The organism is Enterobacter sp. GD03975 (assembly GCF_029838645.1).
Lineage (GTDB): Bacteria > Pseudomonadota > Gammaproteobacteria > Enterobacterales > Enterobacteriaceae > Enterobacter > Enterobacter quasihormaechei.
This window is the reverse complement of sequence record NZ_JAOBZC010000001.1, coordinates 156,864-172,048: the sequence shown is the minus strand read 5'-3', so window position 1 is coordinate 172,048 and position 15,185 is coordinate 156,864. Positions and strand designations below refer to the sequence as shown.

Genomic DNA, 15,185 nt, shown 5'->3' with positions numbered 1-15,185 from the left:
AAAAATAATCACAAAAATTTATAGAACACCGAGGTCGCCGCCATATCGCCGTTCGGCATCAACGCGTATCGTGGGATCTCCCCCACCTTTTGCCAGCCTGCACGCTGGTAAAACGTCTCCGCGCCGCTGCCGGTCGTGGTATCAAGCACCAGCACCGTCAGCGCTTTTTCACGCGCAACTGCCTCCAGCGCTTCCATCAGCGCCATGGCTACCCCTTTACGGCGCGCCTTCTCGTGAACCAGAAGTTTTGCGACGTCTGCGCGGTGCGGCTGGTTTTCAGGCTGATCGGTGATGAGCTGTACCGTTCCTATTAGGCCCTGCTCTTCATCGAAACAGCCCAGGACTGTACGTTCGCCGCGCCCGGCGCTGTCCGCAACGCCGAGCCAGAACGTACGCGCCTTCTCAGCAGTAAAAGGCAGCATAAAACTGACGGAGGCACCGCCGTTAACGCAGTTGACAAGAATATCGATCAGGTCATCGAGGTGGGTAAGAATGTCCTGCCGGGAAAGAGGTTTAATTAGCATGGGAGAGTTCATAGCGCGTCCTTAGGTTGAATCTCTCCACTTTGCTATTAACATTTTTGTAACGCAACAGGCGATGACATAGGATTTTGTTATGTCATTTTTCGCGGTGATGTTGCTGCTTCATGGCGTACATCTGCGTATCCGCCTGTTTTAACCACGCCTGCATATCGTTCCGGTGATGATCGAACTCGCTCAGCCCCCAGGAGAACTGTAACGACCAGGGATGCAGCTGGCGCGCGTTGTACTTTTCCGTTTGTTCGACGAGATACTGCATGGCGATCCAGGCGCCTGGCTCATCGGTGTCCGCAAACAGCACCGCGAACTCATCTCCGCCGAAACGTACCAGCAGATCGGCCTCGCGGAAGGAGGAACGCATCAGGTTAGCCATCGCTTTCAGGGCTTTGTCGCCCTCCTGATGGCCGAAGCGATCGTTAATGGTTTTGAAATGGTCCAGATCCAGCCAGCCAAGCGTTAACGGCTCTGCCCGACGCCGCGCAACCGACAGGGCAAAATGCGCAAACTGATTAAACCCGCGACGGTTGAACAACCCCGTAAGCTCATCGGTCGTGGCCGCGCTGACTGCGGCAAATTCATCTTCTGCCAGCGCGCTAAGATCGGCCAGCACGGCGGAATCCGCCGCCGTAAATTCGCGCGGTGCGTAATCAATAATGCACAGCGATCCTACGCACGCCCCGTCGCGTAAACGCAGCGGAAAACCGGCATAAAAGCGTATGCCGCCCTCTATCACCACCTGCGGATTATCCGCAAAGCGTTCGTCCAGAAGCGTGTCACTCACCACCAGCGGGGCATCACCCAGAATCGTATGGCCACAGAACGAGAGATCGCGAGGCTGCCTGACGGGCACTTTGCCCTCGGCAGACTTCACGATGACGGCGTTGTCATCCACCAGCGTTATCATCGCCAGCGGCACCCTGAAAAAGCGTGATGCCAGCCGCGTCAGACGATCAAACGCGGGATTATTGTCGATCTCGAGCAGACCGGACTCGCGCAGAGCAATCAGGCGCTCCGCTTCATTAACGGGAACTAAAGGTGCTTTCATAACGTCTCCTGACGCTGAGCATTAGTAAAAGCGTAGCTTAAACAGAGACATTGTCAGTTCAGGAGGCACGATTTACCTCAATGACCAGCCAATGATGGATCACGTTGACGATATACTGTTGTTGCTGCGCATTGAGCGGCACGCCCTGCGGGATAGCGTGCCACTTAGCCAGACAGCCCCGACAGCAGGTTGCCGTGGCATGCTGGGCGATAAAAACCGGATGGCCGCGCATCGGCGTCTGCTTACCGTCATTCACCGGGTGTGCAGGTGCCAGCCGCGCGGATACAAAATCGGCAGCATGCCGATCGATAGTCTCCACGCCCTTATCCCAGCAGTATTGCCGCTCTTTGGTACCCAAACGAAAACGCGAACGGAACGTCGAGCGAGCCAGGCGCGCAAATAAAGGATCGAGCGTAGACATCAGTAGACGGACCGTCCCAGACGTTTGGTCAGCTGTTCCAGCGCCGCCACGCCCGCCAGTGAATTACCGGTCTCGTCCAGTTCCGGGCTCCAGACGGCAATCGCCATCTCGTGGGGGACAATTGCCACAACCCCACCGCCAACGCCGGATTTAGCCGGTAGCCCCACGCGCCAGGCAAACTCCCCGGCGTTCTGATACATGCCGCTGGTTGCCATTAAGGCGTTAATTTGCCGGGCCTGCATCGGAGAGACGACGTCCTCGGCCAGATGCGGGGCATGGCCCTGATGCGCCAGAAAAAGGAAAGTCTGCGCCAGCTCGACACAGTTCATCTTCAGCGCGCAGTAATGGAAATAGTTTTGCAGCACCGTAGCAACGTCATTATGAAAATTGCCGAAGGACTTCATCAGCCAGGCAATGGCGGCGTTACGGGCGGAGTGTTCAAATTCGGACCGCGCCACCACCGGATCGTAGGCAATGTCCTGTACGCCGGAAAGCTGACGTACAATTTCCAGCATTCTTTGCCGCGGCGCGCTCAGCCGGCTTTGCAGCATATCGCACACCACCAGCGCTCCGGCATTAATAAACGGGTTACGCGGCTTACCCTGCTCTATTTCGAGCTGAAGAAGGGAGTTGAACGGCTGACCGGACGGATCTTTGCCTACCCGCTGCCAGATCTCCTGCTCGTCATACTGGCGCATGGCGGCAACCAGGCTAAGCACTTTTGAGATCGACTGAATGGAAAAGCGCTCCAGCGCGTCTCCCGCCTGAAAGCGCTGACCGTCGATAGTACAAATGGCGATGCCGAGCTTATTCCCGCTGACTGAAGCCAGCGCGGGAATGTAATCGGCAACGTTACCCTGCCCCAGTAACGGACGAACCTGCGCCAGAATCTCGTCCAGCATCTCATTATGGATGACCGCAGCCACACTTTGCTCCTTGCCCTCAGGCTAAAACGGGCTGCGAGTATAACAGAGGCTGATACGTCACGTCAGGCAGGGAGACGAAAACGCGAGACGGCCTGCATCAAAAGATCGGACGCCTGATGCAGGCGTTCAGAGGCATTCGACGCTTCGCTGACCAGCACGTCCGTCTGACGCGATACCTGATTCAGCGCCTGAAGCTGACGGGTCATCTGATGGATACTTTCCCCCTGATTCAGGGTAGCCAGCGAAATATCGTTCAGCAGGCTGCTCAGATTCGCCACCAGCCCGGTGACCTGTTGCAGATTATCCTCCAGACGGTTGACCACCTGAGAACCTTCCTCAATGCCCTGAAGCGAGTGGTTGATCAGCGCCTGGATGGTTTGCGTGGAGTGACTGCTTTTTCGGGCAAGTAGCCCCACTTCCCGCGCGACCACCGCAAATCCGCGCCCCTGTTCCCCCGCATGGGCGGCTTCAATGGCGGCGTTAAGGGCCAGAATGTTGGTCTGAAACGCCACGCTGTCGATCATTGCGACGATCCCGCGCATTTCTGAGGATCGGTCAACGATCGTCTGCATTGAGCCATTCACCGCAGACATCATTTGCTCCCCGCCGGCGGCAGCCTGTCGGGCCTCATCGGCACGCGAGCGGGCGAGCTTTGCATAACCCGTATTGCCCTCAACGTGGGTTTCGAGATCGGCAATATGTGCCGTTACCTCCTCCAGCTCTTTTGCCTGACGCGTAGACTGCTGATAAAGCTTCTGATTTCCCTGCGCAAGTGACCCGATATTCTCAACCATGGAGGTGGTGGCCTCGCTGACCTGAGTCACCAGCTGCTGTAGCCCGCGCTGCATGGCGGTAATACTGTTGCTGAGCTGGCTGATTTCCCGGTTAAAGCGCATAACGTCAGGCGGCGTGCCCGACAGGTCCCCTGCCGCAAGCTGGTTGATATGGGCAATCAGACGGCGTAGCGGAGATATCACCCATTTCGCCATTCCGAACCAGACGGCAATGGCAATGGCGAGCAGCACCAGCGGCGCAAACAGGAACAGCCGTTGCAGGCCTGAGAGTTGTTCCATCAACGATTGACGCCCCTGTATCGCCTGCTTCTCGCTCCGTTGCTGATAGCGCGCAAAGTTGTCATTAAAATCGGTCTGAAACGCCTGGGCAGGTACGGCAAAAAAGAGATCGATACTGTTGGTTTTCACCAGCCCTTCCGCCTGCTCTCTGATGGCGCCGAAGAAAAGCTGATAGCTGTTAACCAGCCCCTCGTCTTTCGGCGGATTAAGCGCGAGCCAGGCTTGCCATGCCTGCTGAGACGCCGCCAGGGATTTTTGCGCCTCGTCCATCAGGCTATGCCAGCTCCCTTCAGAGCCGGTCTCTTTATCCTGCATAAAGTAAACGCCGGAGCGGTTGAGCAGATCGCTGGCGGCCAGCAGGGAAACGCGTGCCTGATCCAGCTTACTCTGCTGCTGCCAGGCCAGCTGATTACGCTGTTCGTTACGCTGGGCTTCATTGAGGGAGGCGGTCAGCAGGAAGGAGGAAGAGAGTTGCAGAGCGGAGAAAAGGCCAATAATACAAAAGATGCCGGTCAGCAGGCCAAACTGACGGGGAATAATGCGCTGCGCAAGACGGCGAAAAATTTGCGTTAGGTTCATAATTTTCTTCTGTAACAATACGTTAGACGCGAGCGAGTCTACGAAACGAAAATGACAGAACCATTGCAGAATAATGACAGGAAACATGAACAGCCGGGTAGCGGCCTTGCCCTACCCGGCAACAACATTACACCCGATCCTTCCAGACCGTCTGAACGTTACAGAACTCGTGCAGACCGAAATGAGAAAGCTCTCGCCCGAAGCCGCTCTTCTTCACGCCGCCAAAGGCGACGCGCGCATCGCTGGCGCTGTAGCCGTTGATAAACACGCCGCCGCACTCCAGTTCGCGAGAGAAGGTTTCAGCCTGCGCGTCGTTCGCGGTAAAGACCGTCGCAGATAAGCCAAAGTCGCTGTCGTTAGCCAGCTGCAAGGCATGCGCCGCATCGTTCGCAACGGTAATTGCGGCTACCGGGCCAAACAGCTCCTGACGGAAGGCCGTCATCTCCGGGGTGACGCCGCCGAGTACGGTTGGTGCGTAATAGTTACCGGTCCCGGACATCTTCTCTCCGCCCAGCAGCAGGGTCGCCCCTTCCGCCAGCGTAGCCTGCACCTGCCGATGCAGTTCATCGCGAAGGTCAAATCGCGCCATCGGGCCAATGTAGTGCTCTTCTTCATCCGGTGCGCCCATCTTCAGCGCCGCAACCGCGTCAACAAAGCGTTGGGTAAAGGCTTCCGCCACGCCCGCTTCCACGATAAAGCGTTTCGCCGCCGCGCAAACCTGTCCGGTATTCTGATAACGCCCGGCCACGGCCGCGCTGACGGCCAGATCCAGATCGGCATCGTTCAGGACGATAAACGGATCGGAGCCACCCAGTTCCAGCACGCATTTCTTCAGCGCCGCACCTGCCTGCGCGCCAATCGCCGCGCCTGCCCGAACGCTGCCGGTCACCGTCACCGCCGCAATACGACGATCGTTAATCGCCTGGCTGACGCCGTCATTCGTCGCGTTTACCCAGCCAAAGACACCCTCCGGGAAGCCGGCATCCGCGAACACCTGCCCAATCAGGTTCGCCGAGCCGAGCACGTTTGGCGCATGCTTAAGCAGATAGCTGTTCCCCGCCAGCAGGATCGGCACCGCGCCGCGCAACACTTGCCAGAGCGGGAAGTTCCATGGCATCACCGCCAGGATCGGCCCCAGCGGACGATACTCAATGACCGCATTTTCGACCTGGGTGGATTCCGCGCGCAACATCGCCGGGCCGTGTTCGGCGTACCAGTCGCAAAGGCTGGCTGATTTCGCCACTTCCGCACGCGCCTGGACAATGGGCTTGCCCATCTCGCAGGAGATAGTCTGCGCCATCTCTTCCGCACGGCTGCGCAGCGCCGTACCCAAATCGCGAAGTTTTTGTGCCCGGTGCGCTATGCCTTCGCGTCGCCACTGGCGAAAACCGGCATCGGCCAGCGCAATGGCTCGCTCCACGTCCTGAGACGTTGCCCACGGCCAGGCGGACAGCGTTTCGCCGGTCGCCGGGTTAACAGAGAGAGCATGGGTTGCAGATGAATAGGTCATGATGTTCTCCACGTAATAACGGTTGATTCATTGTGGCCCACTCTGGTATTTCTTAAAAATGAATAATACTCACCACCTTATTCACGAATCGAGAATGGTATGGACTTAACACAGCTTGAGATGTTTAACGCCGTCGCGCTGACCGGCAGCATTACCCAGGCGGCGCAGAAGGTGCACCGGGTGCCTTCAAACCTCACCACCCGCATCCGTCAGCTTGAGGCAGATCTGGGCGTGGAGCTGTTTATTCGCGAGAATCAGCGCCTGCGGCTTTCCCCCGCCGGGCACAATTTTTTACGTTACAGCAAGCAGATCCTGGCGCTGGTCGACGAAGCCCGAATGGTGGTCGCCGGGGATGAACCGCAGGGATTATTCTCCCTCGGCGCGCTGGAAAGTACCGCCGCCGTGCGCATTCCGGAAAGCCTGGCGCTGTTTAACCAGCGCTATCCGCGCATTCAGTTTGCGCTGTCTACCGGGCCCTCCGGCACGATGATTGACGGCGTGCTTGAGGGCACGCTCAGCGCGGCCTTTGTCGACGGGCCGCTCTCGCACCCGGAGCTGGAAGGCATGCCGGTTTACCGGGAAGAGATGATGCTGGTCACCCCTGCGGGACACGCAGAAGTATCAAAAGCCGCGCAGGTGAGCGGCAGCGACGTTTACGCCTTTCGCGCCAACTGCTCGTACCGGCGTCATCTGGAGAGCTGGTTTCATGCTGACCGCGTCACGCCGGGACGGATCCATGAGATGGAGTCCTATCACGGGATGCTCGCCTGCGTGATCGCGGGAGCAGGCATTGCGCTGATGCCCCGCTCCATGCTGGAGAGCATGCCGGGGCACCACCAGGTAGCGGCGTGGCCGCTGGCGGAGAACTGGCGCTGGCTCACCACCTGGCTGGTGTGGCGACGCGGGGCGATGACGCGCCAGCTCGAGGCATTTATCGCGTTGCTGAACGAACGTCAGCCATCGGCGACTTCTGCATAACAGCATCAGCGTACGGGCAATTAACGTTGTCCGTAATCCTGAAGGCGAAGGTAAACTTTCCCCTTCATATACAGCGTGGCCTGCCCGCCAATCAATACGCGGTCGCCCTTCAGCGCGCAGCGCAAATCGCCGCCGCGTCGGGACACCTGGCGGGCAACCATCTGCGTTTTACCGAGCTTTTCGCTCCAGTACGGGATTAGCATGCTGTGGGTTGAGCCCGTGACCGGATCTTCCGGCACCCCTTCACCCGGACAGAAGAAGCGGCTGACGAAATCATACGCGTCCCCCGGCGCCGTGATGCAGACCATTTTCCCCAGCGGGATCATCGCCGCGATGTCCGGCGTCAGGGCCTCCACCTGCTGCTGGCTGTCGAGCACGACCATATAGTCACGACCGACGCGCACCTCTTTCGCCGCGCTAATGCCCAGCGCGCTGAACAGCGCCGGCGGCGGGTTGTCGACGGCCTCGGTTGACCAGGCCGGGAAATTCAGCGTCAGCCAGTCGCCGCTGCGAGTTACCGTCAGATCCCCCACGAAGCGCGTGCTAAAGGTAATCTCCGTGTGCGGATAGTCCAGGTATTCAAAAATGACGTGCGCGGCGGCCAGGGTCGCGTGGCCGCACAGGTTAATTTCATCCTGCGTGGTAAACCAGCGCAGCTCAAAGCCTTCGTCCGTGCGCACGAAGAACGCCGTCTCCGACTGGTTATGCTGTTTCGCCATGTTGAGCAACGTCTCGTCCGCAAGCCAGGACTCCAGCGGACACACTGCCGCTGCGTTGCCGCCGAACGCCCTGTCGCTGAAGGCATCTACCAGATAAAAATCAATTTCCTGCATCGTTTATTCCTCTTATCCATTTAGTCAGCGCAGAAAAACTGTGCCCTTGAGATACAGTGACGCCTGCCCGCCCATCAGCACGCGGTCGCCCTTAAGTTCGCAGCGGACGTCCCCACCGCGGGCAGAAACCTGACGCGCAAACATCTTTGTTTTACCGAGTTTCTCACTCCAGTATGGGACCAGCATGGTGTGTGCGGAGCCGGTGACCGGATCTTCCGGCACGGCCACGCCCGGCGAAAAGAAACGGCTGACAAAATCATACTCCCCCTCATCCCGGGCGGTCACAGCCACCTTATGAACGCCCGGCAACATGGCGGAGAAGTCCGGCGTAACGGCTTCCACCTGCTCGCGGTTTTCCAGCACCAGCACCCAGGCACGGCCTATGCGGGCGTCAACATAGCGGCTGATACCGAGCGCGGAGAGCATCTCTGGAGGCGGCATCTGCGCCTGCGTCGGGCAGGCGGGGAAATCCAGCGTCATCCAGTCACCCTCCCGGCTGACGGTCAGGCGGCCGGAAGCGGTATCGAAATGAATGCGCGAGTCCGGATAGTCCAGTTCGTTGAACAGAACATACGCTGCGGCAAGGGTCGCGTGACCGCAGAGATTAACCTCGGTAAGCGTGGTGAACCAGCGCAGCTCAATCCCCCCTTCGGTGCAGACAAAAAACGCGGTTTCCGACTGGTTATGCTGTTGCGCCATACGCAGTAACGTCTCATCCGGCAGCCACGCTTTCAGCGGGCATACCGCCGCCGGGTTGCCGCCAAAGGAGGACGCGCTGAACGCATCTACCAGATAAAAATCAATCTCCTGCATCGAGTTACCGCCCGTTTTTGTTGTGTTGTTCTCTATCTTCAATGAAATCCCCCTCGCTCGCTACCGCTGCATGAAGGTAAATTTTGTGATTCACGTCACATAACGGTTGAGTTTTCGCCGTTTAACGCTTTAAGATCGTCACCTCATCTTTCAGGCAACGAATCCCAGATATCCCTATGACAACACACACGGTTTCCCGCAGGGTCGCGTGGCTACGCGTGGTCACGCTCGCCATCGCAGCGTTTATTTTCAACACCACGGAGTTTGTTCCGGTTGGACTGCTGTCTGACATCGCAGCCAGCTTCAACATGGAGACGGCACAGGCAGGCATCATGCTGACCATCTATGCATGGGTCGTGGCGCTGATGTCGCTGCCGTTTATGCTGCTGACCAGCCAGATGGAACGCCGTAAGCTGCTGATTGGGCTGTTTGTGGTGTTCATTGCCAGCCATGTGCTGTCGTTTATGGCATGGAACTTTACGGTGCTGGTCATCAGCCGCACGGGTATCGCCTTTGCCCATGCCGTTTTCTGGTCGATTACCGCGTCGCTCGCCATTCGTCTGGCGCCCGCGGGTAAACGCGCCCAGGCGCTTAGCCTGATTGCCACCGGAACGGCGCTGGCGATGGTGTTAGGCTTGCCCATCGGGCGTATCGTGGGTCAATACTTTGGCTGGCGCACCACCTTCTTTGCCATCGGCATGGGGGCGCTGATCACGCTGGTGTGTCTGGTTAAACTGCTGCCAAAACTGCCGAGCGAACACTCCGGCTCGCTGAAAAGTCTGCCGCTGCTGGTGCGTCGTCCGGCGCTGATGAGCATCTATCTGCTGACCGTGATTGTGGTGACTGCCCACTATACGGCCTATAGCTATATTGAGCCGTTCGTACAGGTTGTCGCGGGCTTCAGCGCCAACTTCGCCACCGTTCTGCTGCTGATCCTGGGCGGCGCGGGGATTATCGGCAGTGTCCTGTTTGGGAAGCTGGGCAATCGACACGCGTCTGCGCTTGTAAGCGGTGCGATTGGCCTGCTGCTGGCGTGCCTGCTTTTACTGATGCCTGCGGCGGGTAGCGAAAGCCATCTGGCGATCCTCAGCCTGTTTTGGGGCGTGGCGATCATGATTATCGGTCTGGGAATGCAGGTCAAAGTGCTGGCACTGGCACCGGATGCCACGGACGTGGCGATGTCGCTCTTCTCCGGAATTTTTAATCTGGGAATTGGGGCCGGCGCGCTGGTGGGTAATCAGATCAGCCTGCATGTGTCGATGTCGGCCATTGGCTATCTTGGGGCTGTTCCGGCGCTGATCGCACTGATCTGGTCGGTGCTGATCTTCCGTAAATGGCCGGTCGCGATGGAAGAACAGACCAGCCACGGTTGACGTTGAGTTTGCCGGGTAAGGCGTAGCCGCCACCCGGCACTGTTCTCAATGGTACGTCTTCACAATCTCCAGCACGCCGTTAATAATAAACTGCACGCCCATACAGACCAGCAGGAAGCCCATCAGACGGGAGATAGCTTCAATCCCCCCCTTGCCTACCCAGCGCATAATCGCCCCGGAACTGCGTAACGATCCCCAGACGATAAGGGCGATAAGCCCAAAAATGAGCGGCGGCGCAACGGTGATAACCCAGTCCGGGAAAGTCGAACCATCGCGCACCGTTGAGGCGGAACTGATGATCATCGCAATCGTCCCCGGCCCCGCCGTGCTCGGCATGGCTAACGGCACAAAGGCGATATTGGCGCTCGGTTCGCTTTCAAGCTCCTCCGATTTGCTTTTCGCTTCCGGCGATTCGTGCGCTTTTTGCGCCGGGAACAGCATCCGGAAACCAATAAAGGCCACGATCAGCCCGCCGGCAATACGCAGGCCCGGAATGGAGATGCCGAAGGTATTCATCACCAGCTGCCCGGCATAATACGCCACCATCATGATGGCAAAAACGTATACGGAGGCCATCATCGACTGCTGATTGCGCTCCGCGCTGTTCATGTTCCCCGCCAGCCCCAGAAATAGTGCTACCGTCGTTAACGGGTTCGCCAGCGGCAGCAACACCACCAGCCCAAGCCCCACTGCCTTAATCAAATCCAACATAGTGCACCGCAGTCCTTATCCTTATTCAACACCGCAATTATAGGGGGAAACCCTCGTCCTGAGCCATCCGCGTAACGTAACTCTCATTGCCCCGCGCAACCAATAACCTCAGATTATGTAACTGATTTAAAAGCGTACTGAAAAAGTTCCTGAAGCGTTTTAGCAATTCGTGGCATCGGCTGATTCATTCAGTTGACTTATACTTGCCTGAGCAATAATATCTGCCGTGACTAAACTACTTGCCAGGGCAACCATTGTGAAAAGCACCAGTGACCTCTTTAACGACATAATCCCACTGGGTCGTCTTATTCATATGGTTAACCAGAAAAAAGATCGCCTGCTCAATGACTACCTGTCACCGCTGGATATCACCGCAACACAGTTCAAAGTGCTGTGTTCCATTCGCTGCGAAGTGTGTATCACGCCGGTTGAGCTGAAAAAGGTGCTCTCTGTCGATCTGGGTGCGTTAACCCGCATGCTGGATCGTCTCGTCTGTAAAGGATGGGTCGAACGAAGCCCTAACCCGAATGACAAACGTGGCGTACTGGTGAAACTGACCAGCGATGGCGCGGCCATGTGTGAGCAATGTCATCAATTAGTAGGACAAACACTGCACCAGGAACTAACAAAAAACTTAACGGCAGATGAAGTGGCAACGCTTGAGCTTTTACTCAAGAAAATCCTGCCGTAAACAGAAAAAGAGGTATGACGATGTCCAGACGCAATACTGACGCTATCACCATTCATAGCATTTTGGACTGGATCGAAGATAACCTGGAATCTCCGCTCTCTCTTGAAAAAGTGTCTGAGCGTTCAGGTTACTCAAAATGGCACCTGCAACGGATGTTCAAAAAAGAGACCGGTCATTCATTAGGTCAATATATTCGCAGCCGCAAGCTGACGGAGATTGCCCAGAAGCTGAAAGAAAGCAATGAGCCGATCCTTTATCTGGCGGAGCGTTATGGTTTTGAATCGCAGCAAACCCTGACGCGTACGTTCAAGAACTACTTTGACGTGCCGCCTCATAAGTACCGTATTACCAGTATGCCGGGTGAATCCCGTTATCTGTATCCGCTAAAACATTGCAGTTAATCATCGCCTGTTAAGACGTAACCGAGGAAATCATGAAATTTATCGTCTCCGCCGCCCTCACCTTGCTGGTGCTGGTTTCCGGCCAGAGTTTCGCGGAGCAAACCCCCAGTGCGGGGCAGCAAAATAATCGTGACACCATGATTATGCCGTCCACGCAAAGCCAGTCTCCCTATGACTTCAATCACATGGGCGCTGGCAGCGACAAATCCGACGAATTAGGCGTGCCGTATTACAACCACGACCTGTAATTCGTTTTTGCCCCGCTATGGCGGGGCTTTTTTCTGCCTTAACTCCGCACTCGCGTCGCCCGACGCACCCGTAAGCCAAAGACGTTGATATACAGCCCGGCCATAATCAACCCCGCACCAGACAGTTGCAGCGCGCTGAGCGTTTCGTCCAGTAAAAGTGCGGAGCTGGCAAGCCCGACCACCGGCACCAGCAGCGATAACGGCGCCACGCGCCAGGTTTCATAGCGCCCGAGCAGCGATCCCCAGATGCCGTAGCCAATGATTGAGGCAACTAACGCCAGATAGACCAGCGACAAAATGGTCGTCAGGTCGATCTCCACCAGGCTTTTCAGCATCACCTGCGGGCCATCCAGAATAAACGACGCGGCCATAAACGGCACGATGGGGATCAACGCGCTCCAGACCACCAGCGACATCACCGCCGGACGCGCCTCGTGCTGCATTATCAGCTTGTTGAAGATGTTGCCGCACGCCCAGCTCAGCCCCGCCGCCAGGGTCAGCATAAAGCCCAGCAGGGCGACATGCTGACCGTTAAGGCTGCCTTCTATCAGCACCAGCACGCCAAAGACCGCAAGGCTTATGCCCGCCAGCTGTTTGCCCTGCAAGCGCTCGCCAAAGACAAACGCGCCGAGAATAATGGTAAAGAACGCCTGCACCTGGAGCACCAGCGAAGCCAGACCCGCAGGCATACCGAATTTAATGGCGCAAAAGAGAAACGCAAACTGACCAAAACTGATGGTCAGGCCGTAGCCCAGCAGAAGCTTGAGGGGAATTTTCGGACGGGCAACGAACAGCAGCGCCGGGAACGCCACCAGCAGGAAGCGCAGACCGGCCAGCATCAGCGGAGGCATGTTGTGCAACCCCATTTTGATGACCACAAAATTGAGTCCCCACACCACCACAACCAGCAACGCCAACAGCCCGTCTTTACGCGTCATCTTCCGCCCCTGAATTATTAAATTTTTGTAAACACTTCAAGGTAACAGAAAAAATAGCCCCGCGAGAAGATCATTAATTCTGGTACAGAGGCGAAGCACTTGCGGATAAATTGGGTGCTATACAAGCTGCCGATCCCGTGATAATCCTGTAATAACACAACAAAAAAAGCATAAGCATTTGTCGGGCAGGAAAATGAAACCATCTCTCAGGCGCTCAACCGCAGCGCTGCTGGCGTCGTCATTGTTATTAACAATTGGCCGCGGGGCAACGCTGCCCTTTATGACCATTTATCTCACGCGCGTGTACAACATGAGCGTGGAGAATATTGGCTACGCCCTTACCGTGGCGTTGACCATAGGCGTGGTGTTTAGCCTGGGGTTTGGCATCCTGGCGGATAAGTTCGACAAAAAACGCTATATGCTGATCGCCATCGTGGCCTTTATTGCCGGGTTTGTGGCCATTCCGCTGGTGAATAACGTTACGCTGGTGGTGCTGTTCTTTGCCCTGATTAACTGCGCCTATTCCGTATTCTCAACGGTGCTGAAAGCATGGTTTGCCGACGTGCTGACCACCAGCGAAAAGGCGCGCGTGTTCTCGCTCAACTACAGTTTTCTGAATATCGGCTGGACCATCGGGCCGCCGATGGGCACCCTGCTGGTGATGTACAGCCTGCAACTGCCGTTCTGGCTGGCGGCCTTCTGCGCCGCACTGCCGCTCGGGTTTATCCATTTCTTTGTGCAGAAAAGCGTAGCGTCTGACAGCGTGGAAGAAAAAGCGCCGTGGCAGCCCTCGGTGCTGCTGAAGGACCGGGCGCTGTTCTGGTACACGCTCTCCGGCCTGCTGGCGTCCTACGTGGGCGGATCGTTCGCCACCTGCATTTCTCAATATGTCCTCGCCGCGTATGCGGACAGCGATTTCGCAGAAAAGGTGGTGGCCGTTGTGTTGCCCGTCAACGCGGTGGTGGTGGTCACCCTGCAATACGCCCTTGGCCGCAAGATCTCCGCCAGCAACATCCGCCCGCTAATGACTGCCGCGACGCTCTTTTTCATCCTCGGGCTGGGTGGGTTTATGCTCTCCGGCGAGAACCTGATTTACTGGGGGATCGCGGCGGCGATTTTCACCCTGGGTGAAATTATCTATGCGCCGGGCGAATACATGCTGATCGACAATATCGCCCCGCCGGGCATGAAGGCGAGCTACTTCTCCGCGCAAGCGCTGGGCTGGCTGGGGGCGGCGGCGAACCCGATGATCACGGGGCTGATCCTGACGCATCTGCCGCACTGGTCGTTATTTATTATTATGATGGCCGCCATCGTCGCGGCGTGGCTGATGATTTTGCGCGGGATGCGCGTGAAAAGTGAAGATAGCGTGTCGGGTGGCGCTGCGCTTACCCGACCTGGAAAACCCTAATCGTAGGCCGGGTAAGGCGAAGCCGCCACCCGGCAAAACCAACAGCCTAGTGGTGCAACATCTCTTCCACCACCTGCTCTTTGTACATCTCATTCGGGTAATAGGTCGGCCAGTTATCCATCTCCTTCAGCAGCGCCTCGTGGGAGGTGTTTCCCATGAAGATATGGAAGTGTGAAGAGGCTTTCGGCCCGATGGTATGGTCGCTGAACTGCACAAATTTCGGCGCCTGGCTCGCGTTATCCTTACACTCAAACAGGTAGCGAACGCCCTTTTTACCCGAAGCATAGGTCAAAATTTTGTAGCCGCTATAGTCGTAGCGGCAGCTGCTCACCGTCTTGCCTCGGTGGAACGCCATCACGTTGTTTTCAATACCAATGGCGTCCACGTCCGTGGCGTAACCCTTGCGGTAGTAAGCTTTCACCTCGTCAGCGGATTTGTCACCCTTCTCTGCTTTCTTTTGAAAAACCGGATCCAGCGAACCATCAAGCAGGAACGGATAAACAGACTGCCAGGTCCCGTCCCAGTCAGACAATTTTCTGTCCCTGACGTCTTTATCTTCAAAGACGCCGTTCGCCGCCTTCTGTTCCGCCTCCGTCATCTGATGACCGTGCGAATGGGCAAAAAGCGAGCCGCTTACCAGCAGCGTTCCCAGAGTCAGCGCAATTTTTCCAGCATGTGCAGCCAAAGCAAAACCC

The 15,185-nt window shown here is 56.9% G+C and carries 17 protein-coding genes; 6 read left to right on the top strand and 11 right to left on the bottom strand.

What is annotated here, in order from left to right; genetic code table 11:
* Positions 1 to 8: 8 nt before the first annotated feature.
* The 6 genes from N5C09_RS00750 to sad form a co-directional block, all read right to left on the bottom strand.
* On the bottom strand, positions 9 to 536 hold the full coding sequence (locus N5C09_RS00750; RefSeq protein ID WP_063866713.1) for a GNAT family N-acetyltransferase: 528 nt from the start codon (positions 534 to 536) through the stop codon (positions 9 to 11).
* A gap of 82 nt (positions 537 to 618) precedes the next feature.
* Positions 619 to 1,584, bottom strand: coding sequence for a sensor domain-containing diguanylate cyclase (locus tag N5C09_RS00745; protein ID WP_279748230.1), 966 nt, complete (start codon positions 1,582 to 1,584; stop codon positions 619 to 621).
* 58 nt (positions 1,585 to 1,642) lie between these two features.
* A complete protein-coding gene (locus tag N5C09_RS00740; protein WP_063451328.1) occupies positions 1,643 to 2,005 on the bottom strand; it encodes a DUF4186 domain-containing protein in 363 nt (120 codons plus the stop codon).
* Positions 2,005 to 2,931 (bottom strand): glutaminase B, encoded by a 927-nt coding sequence (gene glsB / locus N5C09_RS00735; RefSeq protein ID WP_063866715.1) that lies wholly within the window; start codon positions 2,929 to 2,931, stop codon positions 2,005 to 2,007. The genes N5C09_RS00740 and glsB overlap by 1 nt, the downstream gene beginning before the upstream one ends.
* Before the next feature lie 62 nt (positions 2,932 to 2,993).
* Positions 2,994 to 4,583, bottom strand: coding sequence for a methyl-accepting chemotaxis protein (locus N5C09_RS00730; protein ID WP_063866716.1), 1,590 nt, complete (start codon positions 4,581 to 4,583; stop codon positions 2,994 to 2,996).
* Positions 4,584 to 4,710: 127 nt separating this feature from the next.
* Positions 4,711 to 6,093 (bottom strand): succinate-semialdehyde dehydrogenase, encoded by a 1,383-nt coding sequence (gene sad, locus N5C09_RS00725; protein ID WP_279748229.1) that lies wholly within the window; start codon positions 6,091 to 6,093, stop codon positions 4,711 to 4,713.
* Between the two features lie 99 nt (positions 6,094 to 6,192).
* Here sad and N5C09_RS00720 point away from each other — a divergent pair, with 99 nt between their 5' ends.
* On the top strand, positions 6,193 to 7,071 hold the full coding sequence (locus N5C09_RS00720; protein WP_279748228.1) for a LysR family transcriptional regulator: 879 nt from the start codon (positions 6,193 to 6,195) through the stop codon (positions 7,069 to 7,071).
* Positions 7,072 to 7,091: 20 nt separating this feature from the next.
* Here the strand turns inward: N5C09_RS00720 and N5C09_RS00715 are convergent, their stop codons facing one another.
* A complete protein-coding gene (locus N5C09_RS00715; protein ID WP_279748227.1) occupies positions 7,092 to 7,904 on the bottom strand; it encodes a PhzF family phenazine biosynthesis protein in 813 nt (270 codons plus the stop codon).
* A 24-nt stretch (positions 7,905 to 7,928) separates the two neighbouring features.
* Positions 7,929 to 8,717, bottom strand: coding sequence for a PhzF family phenazine biosynthesis protein (locus N5C09_RS00710; protein WP_236329811.1), 789 nt, complete (start codon positions 8,715 to 8,717; stop codon positions 7,929 to 7,931).
* Positions 8,718 to 8,893: 176 nt separating this feature from the next.
* Here N5C09_RS00710 and N5C09_RS00705 point away from each other — a divergent pair, with 176 nt between their 5' ends.
* Positions 8,894 to 10,090 (top strand): sugar transporter, encoded by a 1,197-nt coding sequence (locus N5C09_RS00705; protein WP_063866721.1) that lies wholly within the window; start codon positions 8,894 to 8,896, stop codon positions 10,088 to 10,090.
* 45 nt (positions 10,091 to 10,135) lie between these two features.
* On the opposite strand, the gene N5C09_RS00700 is transcribed toward N5C09_RS00705, so the two are convergent.
* Positions 10,136 to 10,801, bottom strand: a complete 666-nt coding sequence (locus tag N5C09_RS00700) for a MarC family NAAT transporter (RefSeq protein ID WP_063866722.1) — start codon at positions 10,799 to 10,801, stop codon at positions 10,136 to 10,138.
* A gap of 256 nt (positions 10,802 to 11,057) precedes the next feature.
* Between N5C09_RS00700 and marR the strand changes: the two genes are divergently transcribed.
* The 3 genes from marR to marB are packed head-to-tail and all read left to right on the top strand — an operon-like array spanning position 11,058 to position 12,141.
* A complete protein-coding gene (gene marR / locus N5C09_RS00695) occupies positions 11,058 to 11,492 on the top strand; it encodes a multiple antibiotic resistance transcriptional regulator MarR (RefSeq protein ID WP_003857182.1) in 435 nt (144 codons plus the stop codon).
* A 20-nt stretch (positions 11,493 to 11,512) separates the two neighbouring features.
* Positions 11,513 to 11,893, top strand: coding sequence for an MDR efflux pump AcrAB transcriptional activator MarA (gene marA, locus N5C09_RS00690; RefSeq protein ID WP_001303241.1), 381 nt, complete (start codon positions 11,513 to 11,515; stop codon positions 11,891 to 11,893).
* 32 nt (positions 11,894 to 11,925) lie between these two features.
* Complete coding sequence (marB, locus tag N5C09_RS00685; RefSeq protein WP_063866723.1) at positions 11,926 to 12,141, top strand: multiple antibiotic resistance protein MarB; 216 nt, start codon at positions 11,926 to 11,928, stop codon at positions 12,139 to 12,141.
* 38 nt (positions 12,142 to 12,179) lie between these two features.
* Here the strand turns inward: marB and eamA are convergent, their stop codons facing one another.
* Positions 12,180 to 13,079, bottom strand: coding sequence for an O-acetylserine/cysteine exporter (eamA, locus tag N5C09_RS00680; RefSeq protein ID WP_063451338.1), 900 nt, complete (start codon positions 13,077 to 13,079; stop codon positions 12,180 to 12,182).
* A gap of 193 nt (positions 13,080 to 13,272) precedes the next feature.
* On the opposite strand from eamA, the gene ydeE reads away from it, so the two are divergent.
* Entirely contained in the window at positions 13,273 to 14,490 is a 1,218-nt protein-coding gene (ydeE, locus tag N5C09_RS00675; RefSeq protein ID WP_102751203.1) for an efflux MFS transporter YdeE, read from the top strand.
* Positions 14,491 to 14,536: 46 nt separating this feature from the next.
* Here ydeE and zinT read toward each other — a convergent pair whose 3' ends face one another.
* Complete coding sequence (gene zinT, locus N5C09_RS00670) at positions 14,537 to 15,175, bottom strand: metal-binding protein ZinT (protein WP_063867073.1); 639 nt, start codon at positions 15,173 to 15,175, stop codon at positions 14,537 to 14,539.
* Positions 15,176 to 15,185: the final 10 nt, after the last annotated feature.